The sequence below is a fragment of the Bacillus sp. PK3-037 genome (assembly GCF_054161355.1).
Map to the genome: position 1 here is coordinate 3,502,501 of NZ_CP096408.1, position 22,088 is coordinate 3,524,588.

At 43.4% G+C, this 22,088-nt stretch carries 17 protein-coding genes, 2 tRNA genes, 2 rRNA genes, 2 pseudogenes and 1 riboswitch (1 of these 24 running past the window's edge); of the genes and pseudogenes, 6 read left to right on the forward strand and 17 right to left on the reverse strand.

Going from position 1 to position 22,088, the window contains the following annotated elements; genetic code table 11:
• The 4 genes from M1D69_RS17990 to M1D69_RS18005 all read right to left on the reverse strand — a co-directional run.
• Positions 1 to 640 (reverse strand): 23S ribosomal RNA (locus M1D69_RS17990) (it extends 2,288 nt beyond the left edge of the window).
• Positions 641 to 809: 169 nt separating this feature from the next.
• Positions 810 to 2,359 (reverse strand): 16S ribosomal RNA (locus M1D69_RS17995).
• Together the 16S and 23S rRNA genes with 2 tRNA genes alongside form the textbook arrangement of a ribosomal RNA operon.
• A 105-nt stretch (positions 2,360 to 2,464) precedes the next feature.
• Positions 2,465 to 2,538 (reverse strand) — tRNA-Gly (locus tag M1D69_RS18000).
• A gap of 13 nt (positions 2,539 to 2,551) precedes the next feature.
• A tRNA-Arg gene (locus M1D69_RS18005) sits at positions 2,552 to 2,628 on the reverse strand.
• A 334-nt stretch (positions 2,629 to 2,962) separates the two neighbouring features.
• Between M1D69_RS18005 and M1D69_RS18010 the strand changes: the two genes are divergently transcribed.
• Positions 2,963 to 3,817, forward strand: coding sequence for a manganese catalase family protein (locus M1D69_RS18010; RefSeq protein ID WP_458105300.1), 855 nt, complete (start codon positions 2,963 to 2,965; stop codon positions 3,815 to 3,817).
• Positions 3,818 to 3,874: 57 nt separating this feature from the next.
• On the opposite strand, the gene M1D69_RS18015 is transcribed toward M1D69_RS18010, so the two are convergent.
• The 8 genes from M1D69_RS18015 to M1D69_RS18050 form a co-directional block, all read right to left on the reverse strand.
• Positions 3,875 to 4,963, reverse strand: a complete 1,089-nt coding sequence (locus tag M1D69_RS18015) for a glycoside hydrolase family 26 protein (protein WP_458105299.1) — start codon at positions 4,961 to 4,963, stop codon at positions 3,875 to 3,877.
• A 19-nt stretch (positions 4,964 to 4,982) separates the two neighbouring features.
• A complete protein-coding gene (manA, locus tag M1D69_RS18020; protein ID WP_458105298.1) occupies positions 4,983 to 5,930 on the reverse strand; it encodes a mannose-6-phosphate isomerase, class I in 948 nt (315 codons plus the stop codon).
• Entirely contained in the window at positions 5,927 to 6,826 is a 900-nt protein-coding gene (locus M1D69_RS18025) for an ROK family protein (RefSeq protein WP_458105297.1), read from the reverse strand. Before M1D69_RS18025 ends, manA begins: the two co-directional genes overlap by 4 nt.
• A 28-nt stretch (positions 6,827 to 6,854) precedes the next feature.
• Positions 6,855 to 7,568 carry a transcriptional regulator GmuR gene (gmuR, locus tag M1D69_RS18030; RefSeq protein WP_044161575.1) on the reverse strand — a complete coding sequence of 238 codons (714 nt, stop codon included), beginning with the start codon at positions 7,566 to 7,568 and terminating at the stop codon, positions 6,855 to 6,857.
• A 150-nt stretch (positions 7,569 to 7,718) separates the two neighbouring features.
• Positions 7,719 to 9,116 carry a glycoside hydrolase family 1 protein gene (locus tag M1D69_RS18035; protein WP_458105296.1) on the reverse strand — a complete coding sequence of 466 codons (1,398 nt, stop codon included), beginning with the start codon at positions 9,114 to 9,116 and terminating at the stop codon, positions 7,719 to 7,721.
• 18 nt (positions 9,117 to 9,134) lie between these two features.
• Positions 9,135 to 10,460 (reverse strand): PTS cellobiose transporter subunit IIC, encoded by a 1,326-nt coding sequence (gene celB, locus M1D69_RS18040; RefSeq protein WP_458105295.1) that lies wholly within the window; start codon positions 10,458 to 10,460, stop codon positions 9,135 to 9,137.
• A gap of 17 nt (positions 10,461 to 10,477) precedes the next feature.
• Positions 10,478 to 10,810: a PTS lactose/cellobiose transporter subunit IIA gene (locus M1D69_RS18045; protein WP_105955091.1), complete on the reverse strand. Its 333-nt coding sequence runs from the start codon at positions 10,808 to 10,810 to the stop codon at positions 10,478 to 10,480.
• Positions 10,810 to 11,121, reverse strand: a complete 312-nt coding sequence (locus M1D69_RS18050) for a PTS sugar transporter subunit IIB (RefSeq protein ID WP_458105294.1) — start codon at positions 11,119 to 11,121, stop codon at positions 10,810 to 10,812. The genes M1D69_RS18045 and M1D69_RS18050 overlap by 1 nt, the downstream gene beginning before the upstream one ends.
• Positions 11,122 to 11,299: 178 nt before the next feature.
• A riboswitch (purine riboswitch) is annotated at positions 11,300 to 11,399 on the forward strand.
• A gap of 54 nt (positions 11,400 to 11,453) precedes the next feature.
• Here M1D69_RS18050 and pbuE point away from each other — a divergent pair.
• Entirely contained in the window at positions 11,454 to 12,620 is a 1,167-nt protein-coding gene (pbuE, locus tag M1D69_RS18055) for a purine transporter PbuE (protein WP_105955092.1), read from the forward strand.
• A 16-nt stretch (positions 12,621 to 12,636) separates the two neighbouring features.
• Here pbuE and M1D69_RS18060 read toward each other — a convergent pair whose 3' ends face one another.
• The gene (locus M1D69_RS18060) at positions 12,637 to 13,203 is read right to left on the reverse strand and encodes a YdhK family protein (RefSeq protein WP_458105293.1); all 567 of its coding nucleotides are present in this window, start codon (positions 13,201 to 13,203) and stop codon (positions 12,637 to 12,639) included.
• Positions 13,204 to 13,422: 219 nt separating this feature from the next.
• Positions 13,423 to 14,400, reverse strand: coding sequence for an HD domain-containing protein (locus M1D69_RS18065; protein ID WP_458105292.1), 978 nt, complete (start codon positions 14,398 to 14,400; stop codon positions 13,423 to 13,425).
• Between the two features lie 117 nt (positions 14,401 to 14,517).
• Here M1D69_RS18065 and M1D69_RS18070 point away from each other — a divergent pair.
• The 4 genes and pseudogenes from M1D69_RS18070 to M1D69_RS18085 all read left to right on the forward strand — a co-directional run.
• A pseudogene (locus M1D69_RS18070) lies at positions 14,518 to 14,948 on the forward strand (GNAT family N-acetyltransferase); the annotation flags it as partial.
• Positions 14,949 to 14,967: 19 nt separating this feature from the next.
• Positions 14,968 to 15,304: pseudogene (locus tag M1D69_RS18075) on the forward strand (DUF4944 domain-containing protein); the annotation flags it as partial.
• Positions 15,305 to 15,907: 603 nt separating this feature from the next.
• Positions 15,908 to 17,296 carry an alkaline phosphatase PhoB gene (gene phoB, locus M1D69_RS18080; RefSeq protein WP_458105291.1) on the forward strand — a complete coding sequence of 463 codons (1,389 nt, stop codon included), beginning with the start codon at positions 15,908 to 15,910 and terminating at the stop codon, positions 17,294 to 17,296.
• A 63-nt stretch (positions 17,297 to 17,359) separates the two neighbouring features.
• A complete protein-coding gene (locus M1D69_RS18085) occupies positions 17,360 to 18,067 on the forward strand; it encodes a membrane lipoprotein lipid attachment site-containing protein (RefSeq protein WP_458105290.1) in 708 nt (235 codons plus the stop codon).
• 115 nt (positions 18,068 to 18,182) lie between these two features.
• Here the strand turns inward: M1D69_RS18085 and M1D69_RS18090 are convergent, their stop codons facing one another.
• The 3 genes from M1D69_RS18090 to M1D69_RS18100 form a co-directional block, all read right to left on the reverse strand.
• Positions 18,183 to 19,349 carry a macrolide family glycosyltransferase gene (locus M1D69_RS18090; protein ID WP_458105289.1) on the reverse strand — a complete coding sequence of 389 codons (1,167 nt, stop codon included), beginning with the start codon at positions 19,347 to 19,349 and terminating at the stop codon, positions 18,183 to 18,185.
• 462 nt (positions 19,350 to 19,811) lie between these two features.
• Entirely contained in the window at positions 19,812 to 21,074 is a 1,263-nt protein-coding gene (locus tag M1D69_RS18095) for a glycoside hydrolase family 18 protein (protein WP_059334605.1), read from the reverse strand.
• Between the two features lie 137 nt (positions 21,075 to 21,211).
• Complete coding sequence (locus M1D69_RS18100) at positions 21,212 to 21,886, reverse strand: GntR family transcriptional regulator (protein WP_458105288.1); 675 nt, start codon at positions 21,884 to 21,886, stop codon at positions 21,212 to 21,214.
• Between the last annotated feature and the right edge of the window lie 202 nt (positions 21,887 to 22,088).

Genomic DNA, 22,088 nt, shown 5'->3' on the forward strand with positions numbered 1-22,088 from the left:
GGATCGTAACTCGCCGGTTCATTCTACAAAAGGCACGCCATCACCCGTTAACGGGCTCTGACTACTTGTAGGCACACGGTTTCAGGATCTCTTTCACTCCCCTTCCGGGGTGCTTTTCACCTTTCCCTCACGGTACTGGTTCACTATCGGTCACTAGGGAGTATTTAGCCTTGGGAGATGGTCCTCCCGGATTCCGACGGAATTTCACGTGTTCCGCCGTACTCAGGATCCACTCTGGAGAGAACGAAGTTTTGACTACAGGGCTGTTACCTCCTATGGCGGGCCTTTCCAGACCTCTTCATCTACCTCGTTCCTTTGTAACTCCGTATAGAGTGTCCTACAACCCCAAGAGGCAAGCCTCTTGGTTTGGGCTAATCCCGTTTCGCTCGCCGCTACTCAGGGAATCGCATTTGCTTTCTCTTCCTCCGGGTACTTAGATGTTTCAGTTCCCCGGGTCTGCCTTCTCATATCCTATGAATTCAGATATGGATACCACTCCATTACGAGTGGTGGGTTTCCCCATTCGGAAATCTCCGGATCAAAGCTTGCTTACAGCTCCCCGAAGCATATCGGTGTTCGTCCCGTCCTTCATCGGCTCCTAGTGCCAAGGCATCCACCGTGCGCCCTTTCTAACTTAACCGTTAAAAAGAATCACTATGTGATATCTTGTGTTACTAATTGAATGTGATGTCTACTGTTATCTAGTTTTCAAAGAACACGTTTCGAAGGAATGATCCTTCAAAACTAAACAAGACAGGGAACGTTCTGTTTATAAGACCCAAGGTCTTATATTCCGTAAATATCCTTAGAAAGGAGGTGATCCAGCCGCACCTTCCGATACGGCTACCTTGTTACGACTTCACCCCAATCATCTGTCCCACCTTCGGCGGCTGGCTCCATAAAGGTTACCTCACCGACTTCGGGTGTTACAAACTCTCGTGGTGTGACGGGCGGTGTGTACAAGGCCCGGGAACGTATTCACCGCGGCATGCTGATCCGCGATTACTAGCGATTCCAGCTTCACGCAGTCGAGTTGCAGACTGCGATCCGAACTGAGAACAGATTTGTGGGATTGGCTTAACCTCGCGGTTTCGCTGCCCTTTGTTCTGTCCATTGTAGCACGTGTGTAGCCCAGGTCATAAGGGGCATGATGATTTGACGTCATCCCCACCTTCCTCCGGTTTGTCACCGGCAGTCACCTTAGAGTGCCCAACTGAATGCTGGCAACTAAGATCAAGGGTTGCGCTCGTTGCGGGACTTAACCCAACATCTCACGACACGAGCTGACGACAACCATGCACCACCTGTCACTCTGCCCCCGAAGGGGACGTCCTATCTCTAGGATTGTCAGAGGATGTCAAGACCTGGTAAGGTTCTTCGCGTTGCTTCGAATTAAACCACATGCTCCACCGCTTGTGCGGGCCCCCGTCAATTCCTTTGAGTTTCAGTCTTGCGACCGTACTCCCCAGGCGGAGTGCTTAATGCGTTAGCTGCAGCACTAAGGGGCGGAAACCCCCTAACACTTAGCACTCATCGTTTACGGCGTGGACTACCAGGGTATCTAATCCTGTTCGCTCCCCACGCTTTCGCTCCTCAGCGTCAGTTACAGACCAGAGAGTCGCCTTCGCCACTGGTGTTCCTCCACATCTCTACGCATTTCACCGCTACACGTGGAATTCCACTCTCCTCTTCTGCACTCAAGTTCCCCAGTTTCCAATGACCCTCCCCGGTTGAGCCGGGGGCTTTCACATCAGACTTAAGGAACCGCCTGCGAGCCCTTTACGCCCAATAATTCCGGACAACGCTTGCCACCTACGTATTACCGCGGCTGCTGGCACGTAGTTAGCCGTGGCTTTCTGGTTAGGTACCGTCAAGGTACCGCCCTATTCGAACGGTACTTGTTCTTCCCTAACAACAGAGCTTTACGATCCGAAAACCTTCATCACTCACGCGGCGTTGCTCCGTCAGACTTTCGTCCATTGCGGAAGATTCCCTACTGCTGCCTCCCGTAGGAGTCTGGGCCGTGTCTCAGTCCCAGTGTGGCCGATCACCCTCTCAGGTCGGCTACGCATCGTTGCCTTGGTGAGCCGTTACCTCACCAACTAGCTAATGCGCCGCGGGTCCATCTGTAAGTGGTAGCCGAAGCCACCTTTTATGTTTGAACCATGCGGTTCAAACAAGCATCCGGTATTAGCCCCGGTTTCCCGGAGTTATCCCAGTCTTACAGGCAGGTTACCCACGTGTTACTCACCCGTCCGCCGCTAACATCAGGGAGCAAGCTCCCATCTGTCCGCTCGACTTGCATGTATTAGGCACGCCGCCAGCGTTCGTCCTGAGCCAGGATCAAACTCTCCGATAAAGTAGTTTGACTGACTACGCACATCACTGTGCGATTTTATGATAAAACTTGAATTAACAGGTACGTTTTGTCTTGTTTAGTTTTCAAAGATCATTTGAGAAATAATGGAGCGGGTGATGAGAATCGAACTCACGACATCAGCTTGGAAGGCTGAGGTTTTACCACTAAACTACACCCGCATGTATATTATATTGGCGCGCCCGAGAGGAGTCGAACCCCTAACCTTTTGATCCGTAGTCAAACGCTCTATCCAATTGAGCTACGGGCGCTTATCGAGCGACTTAACTATCATACTATTAATCGATGTTAAAGTCAAGAAGTTTTTTGAATGTTTTTCAAATCTTTTTGATTCGACTTTATCTATTATACACATTCTGAAGTGTTTGTAAACACCTTTTGAAAAACTTTTTTATTTTTCATTTTGTTCTGTGCTGTTCATCAGCGACGTTTAATAATATACCATGTGCTTTTTTATCGGTCAATACTTTTCTATACTTTTGTTTCATTTTTCTCATTTTCTTTTCAGCTGTTGGTTAGTCCGTATAGTTTATCTGATTGTACAGATGATATAAAAAACAAAATAAATAAGAAAAGAGGCGTGTTATGTTTTACTACAAAGAAGAACTAATCAATATCATTAAACCCGATAATCCAGATCCGGCCGCTGCTAAAGTACTGCAGGAAATATTAGGCGGACATTACGGGGAAATGCGTACAATGATGCAATATTTCTTTCAAAGCTCCAATTTCAGAGGAAAGCAGAAACAATATCGTGATTTGCTGCGCGGCATCTTTTTAGAAGAAATTGCCCATGTAGAGCTTGTGCAAAATACAATCAATGCCTTGTTGGATGAATCAGGCGGTGCTGGAGTCGGCAGCCAGGGTATAGATCACGCCCCCCTTGATGAAGCAGTTAAACATGCTAATCCTCATCATTATATTATTGGCGCACAGAGTTCACTCCCGGTTGATGCGGGCGGCAATCCTTGGAACGCGTCGTGGGTGTATAATCACGGAAACTTAATCACTGACCTGTTGGATAACTTGTTGCTTGAGTCTACTGGTGTTCTCCAAAAAACAAGAATCTATGAAATGAGCTCTAATCAGACGTTCCGGGAAACACTCGCTTTTCTTATTGTTCGTGACAATGCTCATCAAAATGCTTTCGCTAAAGCGCTTGAGACTTTAGGTGTTGACTGGGCTAAGCTTTTACCAGTTCCGAATTACGACATTAATAAATATCCAGAGTGCAGAAAGTATGTTGAATTAGGCTACCATAATGTACAGTTTAACTTCAGATTAGATGAAACAAGAATTGCAGAGATCTTTCAAGGAACATCTCCAAGCAGAAATGGCGGCGAGCTGCAAGTAACTGAACCTCCGGCTGGATTTCCTGTTCCGGTTCTTCCTGAAATGCCGAATGAACATAGTCCCGGCTTAGGGGATATGAACGCCTGATGAGCAAAAGGTTCTCAAGGAAATCCTCGAGAACCTTTTCTTAATGTAAAACGTTTTTTATTCAACTATAGGTGATAATGTATCACCGTTCCATACTTCTCCCTTATTTAATGTCCAGCTATCATTGTAGAGAGATGAAGCGCCTTTGTTCACAGCCGGGCTCCATTCATCATTCCAGGCCAGAAAATAAGTGGTTTTAGGGTATTTTTGTTTTATCGCACTCATAAACAGGCTGTAATCAAAGCTGCCGTTTGCTGTTTGCGGACCAACTTCTGTGAAGGCAAATGGTTTATTAAGTGCTGTGAGCTGGTCGTATCCGCTTACCAAATATGGATCTTGAAAGTATGCATCTAACCCAACTATATCTACGTATGAAGCTCCAGGGTAAAAATCTGTTTTAAAATCTCGATTAGCGTCGGGAGAATAAATCCACAATAAATGATCCAATCCTCTTTCGTCAGTCATATAATGATAGATTTTGATGTAAAGCTGTTTATATAAGTAGATTCTTTCATCATCCTTTTGATTATATGACGTAATCCCCCACCAAAACCACTCGCCGTTCATCTCATGCAGCGGCCTGAACAGAACGGGTACGCCTTGGTTTTCCAGCTCTTGAAGCCCATCAGCAATTTTGCTGAGCATGGCGTTCAGCCGCTTCCCCTCTGTTGTAGAAGAGTCTAACAGTTTTTTATACTGATCGTTGGTAATCGGTGTTTTATAGTGTCCTGACTGATAAGCAGGATTCGCTAGATGCAGACTGATCTGCGGAATCCCTCCGCTTTTCCAATACGAAATTAAATCACTGTTGCAGCTTACGTCTATAGAATCTTCAATGTTTGAGGTTTCAAGCCATCCTCTAGCGTAATCACAGCCGTAAATGGCAGGTGATTGTCCGGCTGAGCTTCGGATTCTTTCTGCTTCGGCCATGGAGAATGTGTCATGACTGTAACCGCCAAACGCACCGGAAAGGACTCTGTTTTCAGAACGATTCGGCAGGTGGGCGAGCCAATTCATCACATCTTTTGTTATCTGCTGTGCTTTAGGATTAACAGGTGACACAGTATGTGCTTGGATCGGCTCAGACAAAACGGCAGACGAAAATGAAAATAAGATGAACAAACAGATGATAGGTTTCTTTAACACAGAAATTCCTCCGTTCTTATTAAGGATGAGATATGATCAGCTCGCAAGTTCCTTCTATTGAAAACTCGCCAAAATGGGCAGGCAAAATAAAGTGTGAGCCTTTATTGCATTCATACTGCACACCGTTGTTTTCTATTATCCCTGAGCCTTCGACAACACTGCACAGCAAATAGGTTTGAGGAGAAGGAAAAACCGGCTTGCCGCTGACATTCCATTTGTAAACTGAGAAATAATCTGACTGAACATAAGACGTAATCACGGCATCCTTCATTTCTTTTATCGCTGGTATTGGTTCAGAATCCGCATGCGGTATGTTTACAACTTCCATCGCTTTTTCTATATGGAGATCCCTTTTTTGGCCATGGTCATTACAGCGCTCATAATCGTATACTCGATATGTGGTATCAGAATTTTGCTGAATTTCAAGGACGAGGGTGCCCTCACACAATGCATGCAGCGTGCCGCTTGGAACATAAAAGAAATCTCCCGGCTTTATGTTGATGCGCCTAAGCAGTCCGTTCCAGTCACCGCTTTCTATAAGCTGTTTGAATTCTTCCTTCGTGCTTGCGTGATGTCCCAAAATTAGTTCTGCACCTTCTTTGCAATCAATAATATACCAGCACTCTGTTTTTCCGAGGTCTCCGTTTTCGTGCACCATGGCATAATGATCATCAGGATGCACTTGTACGGAGAGGTCCATGTCGGCATCAAGTACTTTTACCAGTAACGGAAACACGCTTCTTTGCGGAAAGCCGAAAAACTCCGGGCATTCTTTCCACACTTGATCTAGTGTTTTTCCTGCCAACCGGCCATTTTGAACAGTCGATGATCCATTGGCATGGGCCGAGACAGCCCAGCATTCGCCGGTTTTTTCTGAAGGGATGCTGTAGCCGAATCTATCACGAAGCGCTGTGCCGCCCCATATCCTTTCTTTAAAAATCGGCTGTAAAAATAAAGGATGCTTCATGATGGAACCTCCCCGGATGCTTCTTCTGCTTTTAATGCCTGATCGGCTAAAACAAACGTTCCGATGATTCCGGCATTTCTGCCTAAATGGGGAGCTACAATATACTCATTTATAACTTCTGATAATTCAGAAAAATTAAAGTAGCTGTTCATTATTTTAGGTACATATTGATAGATATAAGGGAACAACTGACTCTGATTCATGACGCCGCCGCCAAGAATAATTTTTTTGGGTGCCAGGATGAGGATATATTGTGCCAGCGCCTGCGCAATGTAATATCCTTCAAGTTCCCAGACCTCATTAACATGTGATAAATCTGCGGCCTTTTTTCCCCATCGTGCCTCTATAGCAGGACCTGAAGCCAGACCCTCGAAGCAATCCTTATGATAGGGGCACTTTCCTTGATACGTGTCATCCGGATGGCGGCGAATATAGATATGGCCCATTTCAGGATGTGATAATCCTTGCAGAAGCCGCCCTTCTATAATCGCGCCTGCACCAATGCCGGTGCCGATCGTGATATATAAGCAGTTGTCGAAGTCTTTAGCTGCGCCGAAAAGAAATTCACCGAGCGCCGCAGCGTTCACATCCGTACTGAATCCAGCAGGAATATTCATTTCTTCTTTTATCGTTTTCAAAAATGGATAGTGCCTCCAGCCTGGTTTAGGCGTGGCAGTAATGGTTCCATATGTTTTACTGTTTACATCTGTATCAACGGGACCAAAGGAGCCGATGCCGATTGCCTGTAGCGAGAATTGGCGAAAATATTGAATGACTTTCTCTATCGTTTCATCCGGCATCGCTGTTGGTATCTCTATTCTGTCAATGATCGTTCCATCTTCTGTTCCGACGGCACATACAAATTTTGTGCCGCCTGCTTCAATACCGCCAAGCATGCAGATGGCCTCCTTGTTATTTCCGCGATCAGCGCCTTACGTTTACCGAAGTGACGACAAATTTGTCATGCCGATGACGTGAAAAGGAATATTCAAATGGAATTCCGTTATCTAAAAAGCCCACGTGCTCAACTTCAAGAATGGGATCATCCTGTTTGCAGCCCAGATGCTGCTGATCCATCTCATCAGATTTACAGGCTCTGATTTTCCGGTGCGTTCCGGCAATCTTTAGCTGGAGCCCGTTTGTAATGTGTTCATAAATAGAGTGGTGCAGCACCTCATCATTAATGCCGGGTATTAAGTGTGTCGGCATATATGTTTTTTCCAATACATATGGCTCGCCTTCCACAATTCGCAGCCGTACAACATAATAAACCGGCGTTTTCTGATCAATTGATAAATGAGCAGCCACTTCCTCAGTGGGAAATTGCACCTCGAACTGAATGACTTTGCTTTTGATTTTTTTGTCTTTTAACAAATTGGTCAGACCGAGGATTTCATTGCTGACGACATGGACATGATCATCCTGTATCGCAGATTGAATGATAAAGGTTCCGTGACCGCGTTTTCTGAATAACAGTCCTTCAGCAACTAAATTATCAAGAGCTCTTTTCATCGTCATGCGGCTTGAATTGAACTCTTTTGCAAGAGATACTTCATCGGGAATCGGCTGATCGATGGGATATACGTTATTTTTGATTCGTTTTCTCATTTCATTTGCAATGATTTCGTATTTATTCATTGGTATCCTCCGGCAGCTTTAAAAATTTCGATATCGAATAAACTTCTTTACGGATATCATAAGTTCTTTTTCCTGTTTCATCAATGTTATGGCTATTTGTTGTCTCTGTTAGGAATCTTGACCGCCGGAAGACCTTTTTGCTATAGCAACCTAAAAACCATTTTTCTCAGCAACCTCTTTGAACCATTTTCCGCTCTTTTTGACAGTTCTTTCTCCGTCTTTCTCCAGATTGACTGAAACAAATCCGTATCGGTTTTTGTAAGCGTTTGTCCATGACCAATTGTCCATAAACGTCCATAAGTGATAGCCTTTTGCGTTTGAGCCTTCCTGTATAGCGCGGTGAATCCATTTTAAGTGCTCTTTGATAAATTCAATTCGATAGTCATCTTGAATCATGCCCTGTTCGTCTCTGAAACGCTCTTCCCCTTCAACACCCATGCCGTTTTCAGAAATAAAGCACTCGATATTCCCGTAATTTTCTTTTAGATTGATCAGGATATCATAAACGCCTTTTTCGTAAATCTCCCAGCCTCGGTGAGGATTCATTTTGCGGCCCGGCATGACGTAAGGATCGAAATACCTGTCAGGCAAAAACGGCGCATCCGGATTTGGCAGGTGCTCTTTTGCTTTTACACGTCTTGGCTGATAATAATTCACACCTAATAAGTCAACCGTATGCTGTTTAATGATCTCAAGATCCTCTTTCTCGTATACAGGCATAAAGCCTTCAGTTTTTAAAATGTGTATGAGTTCTTTTGGAAACTCGCCTTTTACAGAAGGGTCTAAAAAAGATCGGTTAAAGAACGCATCTGCTATTTCTCCCGCTTTTACATCCGCCGGGTGGCTGCTTCTCGGATAGGATGGCGTCAAATTTAAGATGATGCCGATTTTTCCATCCTGCTTCATCTCTCTGTAAGCCTGAATGGCGCGGGCGCTTGATAACAACGTGTGAAACCCGACTTGAACGGCTTCTTTAAAATCTACCTTGTTCGGATAATGAAAATCATATAAGTATCCGCCTTCTACCGGCACGATCGGCTCGTTATGGGTGAACCATTTTTTCACCCGATCGCCAAACAAACGAAAACAAGTTCTTGCATAGTTTTCATAAGCGTCCACCGTTTCTCTGTTTGCCCAGCCGCCGATGTTTTGAAGTTCCATCGGCATATCGAAATGAAACAAATTGACAAAAGGTTCTATCCCGTTAGCCGTGAACTCATCAATGACGCTGTTATAAAAGTCCGCGGCTTTAGGGTTGATCTCGCCTGTTCCGCCCGGTATTAACCGCGACCATGAAATCGACATGCGGAACGAGTTGTGGCCAAGTTCCTTCATCAGCCTGATATCGTCTTTATAGTTGTCGTAAAATTGCGATGTGGATGCAGGTCCTACATGATCAAAAAAGCGATGAGGCTCTTTTTCAAACCAGTAATCCCAAATATTCTTCCCTTTTCCGTCTCGATCGGAGGCACCCTCCGTTTGTGTCGCTGAAGCAGATGATCCCCACCAAAAATCTTTCGGAAAACGATACTGTTCTGTTTGAGTCAAGTTCTCTCTCTCCTTCTGTCACATTTTGATGCTGTTATCATTTTGCTTTGCTGTTTCCTGAACAGCCTGTTCCTTTTCTTTTGCCAAATGTAATTTATCCATTGCTTTCAGGAACGGGAACCATATCACAAAGACAATCATCAGATTGACAAGCTGCATCACGCCTCCCATGATTGAGTTTGTCGCCATGATTCCATTAATAAATAGCGGGACCGTCCATGGGACCGTGACACCTGTTGGAGGCGGAACAAGTCCGGCGGACATAGCCAGATAGGTGACGAGTGTGACAACCATCGGCGCCAAAACCCAAGGCACAAGGATGATCGGATTCATCACAATCGGAAGTCCGAAGATAATCGGTTCGTTTACGTTAAAAATCCCTGGAGCAAGGCCGAGTTTTGATACTTGCTTCATCTGCCTGCTTTTCATGAATATGAGAATCGTAAATACAATCGCCAGCGTCATCCCGGTTCCGCCCATTCCCACTGTATAAATCTCCATAAACGGTTTTGAGATGATGTGCGGCACTTCTTTTCCCGCTGTGTAGGCTGCCAGGTTTTCCACCTGCAGTGTATTCCAAATCGGGTCCATCACAGAGTTGATAATGATTTGCCCATGCAATCCGAAAAACCAAAGAATTTGAATAAAAAATACAGCAATCAGCGTCGGAATGATACCGCTTCCAAGTCCGACAAGCGGAGCCTGAATCGCATGATAAATGACATCATGCATGTTGGTTTTGAAAAGCTGGGTGACCAGAACGTTAATCAGCAAAAACACAGTCAATGTGATAAAAGCCGGAATAAGTGCGGCAAATGATTTTGCTACAGCCGGCGGAACCCCGGCAGGCATTTTGATCGTCAGGTTTTTTTGAACGATTCTTCTGTAGATTTCACCAGAAAGAAATGCCGTGATCATACCCAGAAACATTCCTTTGGCACCGAGGCGGTCTACCGGAATGACCCCGGTTATGGCATCTCCTGTTTCCGGCTGAACGATAAAAGGCGTCAGCAGCAAAAAGGAAACCAAAGCGATCGCACCGCCAAACACAGCTTCGACCTGATAGCTTTTTGAGAGATAATAGCCTATACCAAACACGACGAAGACAGACATAATCCCCATGGTCGCCGTAGACGCAATGCCAAAATTGGACTGAAACGATGTGAGCATTGAAGCATTCATGATTTTACTTAAAAACGGCAGGTTCGTTAACACCACAAAAATGGATCCGAATATCGTAAGCGGGAAGGCCAGCATAAACGCATCGCGCAACACCTGCAAATAACGGTTATTATTTAACCTCCCTGCAATTGGAACAAGGAACTGGCTGATTTTTTCAAACACCCTATCCACCCCGATTTTTATATATTCTTTGTTTTAAAGATGCCAAGCAGCTCTTTTACCAATTCTTTCATGGTCAATGTTGACATCAGGTGATCTTCCGCGTGCATCAGCAGCAATGAGAAATTGGCTGCTTCGCCGCCTGATTCTTTCTGTATCATTTGAAAGTGAATGTCATGGGCTGCAGATAGAGCATCCTCAGCCTGGGCAATAAGGGCATCTGCCTCCCCCCTGTTTCCTTCCTTGTAGGCGCGCAGTGATTGAATGATGCAGCTTCGGGCATTGCCGCTGTGGAGAATAAGCTGAAAGCTGATTTGTTCGTCTGTTAAATCGGTGATTTTTATCTGCTCCATCATTGTTGCCCCATTAATGACAAAGCCTGTTCATAAACTTTTTGGCCATCAGCCATTCCGTAAGCCATCATGTCAATGACCTCAACCCGAATGTTGTATTGGTCGGCTTCTTTTTGCAGTTCGCTTTTCAGAAAGCTCATTTGCGGGCCGATTAAAACCGCATCCGCCTTTTGCATATCTTCTTTCGCTTTATCTTGGCCGACTGCCCAGATCTCCGCTTCCTCTCCGATGGATTGCGCGTATTCTTTCATTTTTGTCACCAACAAACTGGTGGACATTCCCGAACTGCACGCCAGTAAAATTTTCTTCAATGGATGACCCCCCTCTTTTATTTAAAACGCTTACAAAATTTATTATAGTCATTTAACTTTAATTGTCTATACTTTTATAAAAATAAATATATTCATATTTTTTCGTTCAACTATTTATCAAATTTTTCTATGGAAGATTCGCTCACAATATGTTAAACTCATCCTCGGAAACTAAATCAATTAAATAGCTATTTTTACTTGTATAACCTCAATAATATGGATTGAGGGTGTCTACCAGGAACCGTAAAATCCTGATTACAAAAATTGTGTATCACTTTTTTTGTAATCAGGATTTTTTTATTTGTCAAAAAATTTATGTAAAGGAGTTTGTTATGAATTTTAAAGTTTTTCTGCTTGCAGCTTCTACGATTGCAGTCGGATTGGTTGAGTTAATTGTGGGTGGGATTCTTCCTCAAATCGCAAATGATTTACACATTTCCATTGTTTCGGCCGGACAGCTGATCAGTGTGTTTGCGCTGGGATATGCTGTTTCAGGGCCGCTGCTTTTGGCAATGACCGCGAAGGTTGAACGGAAGCGTTTATATTTAATTGCGTTATTTGTTTTCTTTTTAAGTAACCTTGTCGCCTATTTCAGCCCTAATTTTGCGATGCTGATGGTATCAAGGGTATTGGCGGCGATGAGCACAGGGCTGATTGTTGTGCTTTCCTTGACAATTGCGCCGAAAATTGTGGCGCCTGAATACAGAGCCCGCGCAATCGGCATCATTTTTATGGGATTCAGTTCTGCCATCGCATTAGGTGTGCCGCTTGGAATATTGATCAGCAATTCCTTCGGATGGCGCATTTTATTCCTTGGCATCGGGCTTCTGGCGCTTGTCTCTATGCTGATTATTTCGATCTTTTTTGAGAAGATACCGACGGAGAAAATGATTCCATTCCGGGATCAAATCAAGACAATTGCCAATGCAAAAATCGCCAGCTCGCATCTTGTGACGATGTTTACATTAGCGGGGCACTACACTTTATATGCTTATTTTGCCCCGTTTTTAGAGACGACTCTCCATCTAAGCTCTTTCTGGGTCAGCATTTGCTATTTCCTTTTCGGAATATCTGCCGTGTGCGGAGGTCCTTTTGGAGGAGCGCTTTCTGACCGGCTCGGTTCCTTTAAGAGCATCTTGCTGGTGACCGGTTCCTTCGCCATCATTATGTTCTTATTGCCGCTGTCAACGTCGTCTATGATTTTCTTTTTGCCTGTTATGGTCATTTGGGGATTGCTGAGCTGGAGTCTGGCTCCCGCACAGCAAAGCTATTTAATTGAGATTGCACCGGACACGTCTGACATTCAGCAAAGCTTTAATACGTCTGCGCTGCAAATCGGGATTGCCCTTGGTTCAGCCATTGGCGGTGTTGTATTGGATCAAACGGGGACTGTTGTGTCAACAGCTTGGTGCGGAGGATCGATTGTTGTGATCGCCGTTCTGTTTGCTTTATTTTCTTTAACAAGACCTGTTCATACCGTAAAAAAATCCTCCTTGTAAAGGGAGGATTTTTTCATTATTTAGCTGAAAGCTCGTCTTCAGTTACCCACTTATGATTTTTTACTTTTTCTCCGCTTGTTGTCGATGTATAGTCCACCATGTATACCGTTGTTTTTTCTGCGGAGTCGATTTCAGCAGTTGCTCCCTTCATGCCTTTCATGTGAGAAGCCTCTAAGATCGCCTGATCTCCGGGGTTGAGGGGTTTATCTCCTGCATCTTTTATCTCTTCTTGAATCACCCATTTGTGATGATCAACTCGCTGTCCTCCGGTTGTCGGTGTATAAGAAACAACATATGCCGTTGTATCGTATGCGCCTGTAACTGTTGCTTCGGCGCCCTTCATCCCTTTCATATGAGAAGCATTGATGATGACCTGTCTGCCTATTTTATATTTAGGATGTTTCGATTCCGTTAATCCCTCTGGGACTTCAGCAGATCCGGAATGATCCATTTCTTCGTGTGAGCCGGAGTCCGAATGACTTTCATGAGTGCTTTCTTTTTTGCTATCGCTATTGCCGCATGCTGATAAAACAAAAATAAGTGACATCAAGAAAATTCCAAGTGCCTTTTTCGAAATCTTCATGTTCATTCTCCTTTGCTTCATTTTTTGGTGTGAATGTAATCTGCAGAAACAGAATGGCCTTCACATCTGCCTGTCAAACATGATCTTTTCAATAATACTATACCCCCGGATGGTATGTAAATGCGCTGATATTCTCATAAAATATACTGCTGTTTGTCCTATTCCCCGTGATCCGCAGAATAAAACGCGGAGGATAAAGCCGCGTTTGCGCGGCTTCGGTTAGTTCTTGATTACTTTGACATACACGCCTTTTTTTGCTTTCTGATAAGCGGCCTCTCCCATTTTTCTGATGTTTTGAGACACTGATGAGGATGTGATCCATTCATTATGATGGAAAACAGAAGGGTCGATGAGACGCATTTTCTTTTTTCGATGAAAATCGTAATGAATGTCATCCTCTTTTACTTGTATGTAAGGATGTATTTTTTCAAGCAGTCTCCGTACTTCTTCATTTTCTGATGAATGCAGGATGTCTAACACCTCTTGGTCTGTTTTCAGCAAATCTTCGGCGGCGATGACATTGTGCTGCAGCGCAGCCTTCAGCGTTCGCGCTAAGTATTCATATCCATATACATTCACTGGGTTCATAAAGAAATCGATTACTTCCTTGTAATACACTCGCACGAACCATTCGGCTGTTCCGATACCATCTGGAAACACCCTTCCGTTTCTCACAATGAGGCGATCTAAAAAGATTTCCGCTTCGCGGAGCGTGATCTGTCCATATTGATACATGTCACGCAGCGTGTAGTCTATGCGATCAGCACACAGCTCCGGTGCGGGCTGTTCGAGCAGTGTCCATCTTGTATCATTTAATAAAAGATCGTCGGCATCATAACCGTGTTTTTTTAGAATTCCAGGGATATCGGATTGGCTAATGACTTGTTGAAAAATGTTTTCATGATAATCTTCCGCTTCATTTTCAAATACAAAATCGATTACATGAGAAAATGCTGTGTGCGACACATCGTGGAGAAGACCCGCGATCTGCTCTTCTATGGTTCCCCCCAATCTTTTGATTAGAAGCATAACGCCAATGGAGTGCTCATACCGGGTCACATTCCACTTTGGATTGACTAAAAAGCTGGCGCCGCCTTGATAAACCCCTTTTAATCTTTGCACGGGTGCGCTTTTTATGAGTTCTTCCAGTACTCCGTCTATTTGTTGCCTGCCGTAAAGCACATCGTTTATTTCCATACTGTCACCTCAAAATCTATTTTTTTCTTTCTATTTTTTGTATATATTGTTAGTAAACAAAAGAAAGAGGTCAAGATGAAGATCATCCCAAAGTAAAGAGTTAGCCAAGCAGATAGGACTGATTTCTTTGCCGCGCATTGGGGTACGCCTAGAGAAAATGTCCAGCGATACATCTCAATATGATGCATTGGCCGGTTATGATGCTTTAGATGAGGATGGGGACATCATCGGTTGATTACATACATCACATATGGAAAAGACTGAAATATTTTTTCATTGGATAGTCTGATTGAAAAGAAAGGAATTGCACAGCATTGCTGAGAAAGGCTGAAGAAACAGCCAAGCAATGGCTGTGTAAACAGATAAAGCTCATCACAACAAATGATAACATACACGCGATGGCATTTTACCAAAAGCGAAGCTATTGATTCACCGCATTGTTTCAAAACGCAGTTGAAAAAGCCAGGCGTACCAAACCGGAAATTACCGAAAAAGCTGAAAATGGAATTTTGATTTGGGATGAAATTCTTTTTTTAAAAGGAAATTGATTTAGGATAGGAGTTTTTTATGTCTCCTCATTATAAATATCCGCTCATTTTTACGGCTTCCATATTATGCGCTTTTACGTGATATATTTTGCCTATCAATTCATTCATCAGGCCAGATTGAATCCCCAAATTACATAGGAGAAAGCAAGGACAAACATCGGGAGGCTGTTTTTACTAAGAACGAAGATGCACCAAATGAATACAGCGGCAATCTTTATTGGATTAGTGATCAAGCTAAAGCAGACAACACATATTTGGAATCGCTCATTGTGAAAAAAGATGATGAGGTGCTGCTCCATTCTAATACAGAAACACCGATAAGTAATTATTCCGGCGGCAGTTTTCGTGACGGAAGCAGGGTAAGCAACATTTTGATACCGTTTTTTCGCTTGATGAAAAAACTTTATTTCATCATTAAAGATTCACAATCCGGAGTCCAGACCGAGCCATAATGGTTGCTGGATAGAAATAGCCAACAATATATTTAGGGCAAAGACAGTACCTGTGAAAATCGGTGAAGACAGTTGCACCGAGTACACTTTCAAACGTCTCATTGGCTGTCTCCCCTCCTCTTTCAAATACTAATAATAGGTATCCAGTTTTATTTTTCTGCAGAAAAGACTCCTTCCGTATAAAAACGATTTTCTCGTAATATCTTAATGTATACGAATCATTCCATACTTTTGCGAAACCGCGCTAATCGAAAACATCTGATTAATCCTCTCTGAATTAAAAACAGCTCACTCAAAATCAAGGGAAGAAGAAAGATAGAAAGAACCTGTCTGAAATTCCTTTTTGCTTTCCAATTGATAAACAATAATCAACTTCTTACAGTTCCCTTTTCCATCATAGTTAGTCATCTTGTAAACTCAATCTTTAAAATCGATTAATACTAGCTTAACACTTTAAAAATATAATGGGTTTGTCATTGAGGATCATATTTTTAGGAGGTTATTCAGTTGAAAAAATTCCCGAAGAAGCTGCTGCCTATTGCGGTGTTATCATCTATTGCGTTCAGCAGCCTAGTCAGCGGCAGCGTACCTGAAGCCAGCGCCCAGGAAAAGAAAAAGGGGAATCAAAACGAAATTAAGAATGTCATCGTCCTGATCGGTGATGGGATGGGTGTATCTTATACGTCCGCTCACCGTTACTTAAAGGATAATAAAAAGACAAAGGTTGTTGAGCCTACAGCTTTTGACCAATACCTTGTCGGCCAGCAGACGACTTACCCTGAAGACCCTGAACAAAATGTAACGGATTCTGCTTCTGCCGCAACCGCTATGTCAGCTGGGGTTAAAACATATAATAATGCAATTGCAGTGGATAATGACGGTTCAGAGGTCAAAACAGTTCTTGAAGCGGCAAAAGAAAAAGGAAAATCGACCGGCCTTGTCGCCACTTCAGAAATTACTCACGCCACTCCGGCTTCTTTCGGCTCACATGATCACAGCCGGAAAAACATGAATTCTATTGCAGACGACTATTTTGATGAAATGGTGAACGGCAAGCACAAAATTGATGTCCTTCTAGGCGGTGGAAAAAGCAATTTTGACCGCAAGGACCGTAATTTGGTAAAGGAATTCAAAAAAGCGGGATACAGCTATGTGGATAACCGCAAGGACATGCTGAAAAACAAGGACAGCCAAGTTCTCGGCCTATTTGCTGACGGCGGCCTGCCTAAAAAGATCGACCGCACGAAGGATATTCCTTCATTAAAAGACATGACAAACACAGCTCTCAAAAAATTAAGCAAGGACAAAGACGGTTTCTTCCTCATGGTTGAAGGAAGCCAGATTGACTGGGCGGGGCATGACAATGATATCGTCGGCGCCATGAGTGAGATGGAAGACTTTGAACAAGCCTACAAGGCAGCGATCGATTTCGCCAAAAAAGACAAGCATACATTGGTTGTCGCAACGGCTGACCACTCAACCGGCGGGTACTCCATCGGTGCGGACGGCATTTACAACTGGTTCAGTGAGCCAATTAAAGCGGCAAAACGCACGCCTGACTTTATGGCAGAAAAAATCGCCGGCGGCGCAGATGTTGAAAAAACATTAAAAACGTATATTGATCAAAAGAAATTAGCTTTAACAGCATCTGAAATTCAATCTGTTGAAAAAGCGGCAAAATCGAAGGAAGTCCTTGATATCGATAATGCGATTGAGGAGATTTTCAATAAACGCTCCCACACAGGATGGACAACAGGCGGGCACACCGGCGAGGATGTTCCTGTCTATGCGTACGGACCGTCCAGTGAGAAGTTTTCCGGCCAAATTGATAATACTGAAATCGCCAAAAATGTTTTCGACGCTTTACAATACAACATTAACATCAAAGATAAGTAAGAGAATACAAGGTGTCCGTTGCTTGTATAAGGAACGGGCTCTCTTTTTAATGGAGGACTCTTGATGAAAAAGACTCTATCGATCTTATTTTTTATCATCATGCTTGCGGGCTGTTCATCAAACGCCAATTCTGAAAAACAAAATACAGCCGGAGAGCAAACAGCAAAAGCCGCACCGCAAAGCACTTCTTCTCAAAAAAACAGTATAGATGAGTATCAGCCTAATGCACAGGTAACAGATGACCGGTCATTGCTGAAGGTAAATCAAACGTTTTCTGATGACAAAGGAGAAGCCGTCTTAAAAGATATCAAACAAGTCAATCAAACGTATAAGATTGGAAACGTAGAGTTAACAGTAAAAGAAATGAAGCTGATCCACTTACGTCCGGATTACAGCATGATTGATTATTTTCATGTATTAACACACGATGAAGAGTTTGATTTCGTCAAAGTTTTCGTTGATATCAAAAACACATCTTCCGAGAAAGTGAATTTTGCCCCGATTGCATTGATGAAAACAAATACAGGTGAAACCTTTGATTGGAACAAAGATATGTACCTCGAAGAGTTGAATGGTGAATTAGAAGGCGGCGCCGAAAAATCCGGCAATCTCGGCTTTATTGTAAACGCAGCAAGCGGACATGCCCATGATGAACCATCAGCTGAGAAGAAGAAAAAAGAGATCAAGTGGATTGAAATCACAACAAGTGACGTTTTTGACCAAAACCATAAGAAGATCAGTGATTCTCAAAAGATCAAAATTGCATTTTAATCATTGCCTCCTGTACATCGTACAGGAGGTTTCGTCTACGGATAGATATGAAAAAAACCGCTATTCAACACAGCGGTTTTCTTTATACACTTTTTCTATTTGGTGTTCTGATGAATCACTGATCAATTCGCTCCATCACTTCGTCCATATCCATACACTCTTGAAAGCTTTGATTGATTCTTTTAATGCCCTCCAAATATTGATCGTTTTGTAAAACTTCCTCTATCCCCTGTTTCAATAACTGCGCATTTACTTCATCCTTAGAGATCGTATAGCCCGCTTGGAGTTCAGAGAGACGCTGCGCTACCATTGGCTGATCCTTGTCATGAGGCATTACAACCAAAGGCACGTTAAAATGAATGCCTTCATTGACGCTATTCATGCCGCCATGTGTAATGAAAACGTCTGAGTGTTTCAGCACTTCCAGCTGAGGCACATACGGGGCAATGATAAAGTTTTCCGGTGCCTGTTTTAATTTTGTGAGATCTGCTTTTTCTCCCGCTGCAATAACGACTAATCCATCAAAATTAGAAAAAGCGTCAATACAAAGGTTGAAGAATTCTTCTGTTTTGTCCAGTACCGTACCCATTGAAATATAGATGACCTTTTCATCTTTTAGCTGTTCAACAGGAAAATCCGTTTTGGCTGCTCTTTTTGGAAAGCTTGGTCCGATAAACAGACATTCATCCCCAAAACGATCGCTTTCGGGCTGAAAATAACGGCTTGTGTATACGACATTCAGTTCGCCTTTATTGTTCATGAATTGAACCAAGTTTTTCGGGGATACGCCGTATGTTTCTTTCATCTCTGCCAGCAGATTTTCACACTCTTTATCCATTTGTAAAGGCACTTCTGAATCCGGATGCAGCGGCAATATCTTTAAATGCTCTTCATCGAATAAGAAGGAAGCAGATGAAGAGATGCCCGGGATGTTGAGATAGTCTCTGACCAGCTCTCCCGCACCGAATTTATCATAATAAACAAAGTCAAACTGAATGCTTTTTGACAACTTCTTTACGACATGTAAAATGTCCAGTGAGGTTTTGATATGTATTTTCAGGAAATCTAGAATGCCGTTTGGCGAAGCGACTTGAATAGGTGCTGTTCTCAGCAAATCCTGATGAAGGTGGACAGTCGCTCCCACCGCTTCTAATCTTTCTTTATATTTTTCAGTGGATATATAGTGAACATCATATCCTCGATCGGCAAAGGCTTTCGTAATGCCTAATGTAGGATTTACATGGCCTTCTGCCGGAAAATTCAGGATCAATCCTTTTTTCATTCTGACAACTTCCTCTCACTCGTATTCCGTAAGCTTTCATAAGATGATATGCAATTTGTGCCTGATTAGACTGATGATCGTTCTCACTATCGATCATAATGGGGGAGACTGACGCCATGCAAGTGACAAATGATCGAATTATTCTGCCGCTTTAGGCTGATGCGGTTTTACGGCTATCAATCCGTTACGATAAAGGATATCACCAGCGCTGCCAGCCAGTGAAATGACAATATGTCGGGAACTCAGGACTGCTTGAGGAACCGCATTCAAAAAAAGAAGCCTATGTCCTCCTTTGTGTGAGAATGGCATTTATCTGCTTCTTATTTTCAACACCGTGAACGATTATCATCTGGTTTTAACGAAGCAGCTTACATGCGAGAAACAACGCAGGGCAGGCTGAGACGGTAAAAGCATTGAGCAGCCGCTTAAAACATCACTAAAAAGACACCGTACCCGGTGCCCTTAAACCTTTCTGATCGTAAAAAATTTCCGCAGAAGCCACGGAGCTGGTGTGAATCCGAGTGTTAACTGCCAAGCGCCTATTGCTTGTAATCCATATTCGCGGACGATCAGCATCTTTTGGCTCATGCTCCTGACATCTTCAAACCATACCTCATGCGTCCGCCCCTGCTCATCTCTGTAGCGAAAAAACGGCGATTGATATTCGTTTGAATATTGAATAGGGGCTTGGTACCTCATCGCTGTTTCAATTGATTTTTGATTTGAGATAGCTGAAGCCACTGTTCCCGGCTGATAAGGGATGATCCAATTGTAGCCGTAGAGCGGGACTCCGATTATGATTTTTCTCCGCGGCACCTGGGCAATCGCAAATTCAATTGTTCTTCTTATTTCAGTAATCGGCGCAACAGGCCCCGGCTCGCTTCCCGCATGATGCCAGTCATACGCCATGATAAACATATAATTGACAACCGCTCCGATCCCTCCGTAATCATAGCCCCTCAGCCACGGAATATCATCGCTTGTTTTTGCCGGAACCGCTATGGTCAGCACATACCCTCCCGGCTGCAGACGATCTCTCAGCTGACGCAAAAATCCTGTGAACAGATCCCGATCTGCGGCGCTCACTTGTTCAAAATCGATCGTCACGCCGCCATATCCCCTTGTGGATACCAAGTTATAAATATTGTTAACCAGATTGGTTCTCGCAGTTGGATTGTTTAACACTTGGTGCACGAGTTCCGTACTGAAGCCTGCTGAGGTCAGATTTGTTATTGTAGCAAGCGGCGTCACCCGTCTTCTCCATGTAGTTTCAATAGCGGCTGCGTCATTCAATTGGTTTGCAATGTCGCCATTAGGCGCAATATGGTATTCGAAAATGGAAATCGAAGACGAATACGGGGCGTAATCATTGATTAAATCACGATCTAGACCCGGATTGCGGAGCACGTAAAAGCTTAACGTTCCCGCAATATAGTTTGAGATATTAGGAATCGTCAGTCTCATTCCTGCTTGCAAGACATTTGGATTTATAGCGGGATTTGCGGCTCTTAGCCGTTCTGCCGGAACAAACGCTTTTGCCGCAATAGCTCCGAGCGTGTCTCCCGGCTGTACTGTATATACATAAAGAGGGATGAGAAGAGCCTGCCCCGGCACAATATTCGTTTCTTCTAAACCATTCACACCCCGTATTTGATCAACAGAAGCACCGTATCTTCTGCCTATGGAAAACAAAGAATCACCCGGCCGGACGATATGGATAAACATGTCTAACCCCCATTATTCGTTAGTCAATCATCATAGAATCTTATTAATGGGTTTCCTTATATATGATTTACGATTGATTAAAGTGATGAGAGCAATAAAAATACCAAGGACTCATCCTTGGTATCTGTACATGTCATTTAATTTTCTTTTCCTTCTTCAAGCACACGCTTCAAATGTTCTGAATCATGATTGAAATGAGCCATCATATATTCTTTGGCTGCTTCTTTGTTTCTCTTTTTTATTTCTTCAAATATGCTGCGGTGTTCACGCAGGATCGTTTCAGGGCGGTTGTCCCCTTTATAATTAAGGATTCTGCAAAAGTGAATCAGATCGTTTACATGCTCAAGCAAGTTTTTTAAATGTCTGTTATGGCTAAAATCGACAAGCAGCTGATGAAACTTTTGGTTTAAGCTGATCATTTCAGTTTCTTCCGCTCCGTTACGAATAGCGTTTTCTGTTTCTTCAAGCTGTTTTTCAAGCGTTTGAAGCTCTTCGTCATTCGCTTCGTCTATGACTAATTCGACAGCAAGCAGCTCGAGAGGAATTCTGATTTTATAAATTTCATCTACATCTTTAGCCGTTAAAGAAGCGATTGAAAATCCATTCCGGTCATCTGCTCTTAACAAGCCGTCTTTCTCAAGCAGCCGCATAGCTTCCCGTATCGGAGAGCGGCTGACGCCGAAACTTTTAGCCAGCTGTGTTTCATTGATCCGTTCCCCCGGCTTAAAAGTCCCGTTAAAAATCATTTTTTTCAGCTGGAAATAAAATTGCAGGTAATAAGGAGTCGGCTTGTCTAATTTAAAATCATCCATATAAATAATACCTCTTTTGAATAGATTCAGGGGCTGTTCTTCATCAAAATCATATAACAGATGATAAAGGGAAGCAACAAACCGTCTTGTCAAATTCCAAAATTTACGGTACGATATGTTTGCCAAACGACGGTCGACGGACTACTGCAAACCAACGAGATGATTCTCTCATCGGCTGCCGGACACTTCGCCTCAGCTACCA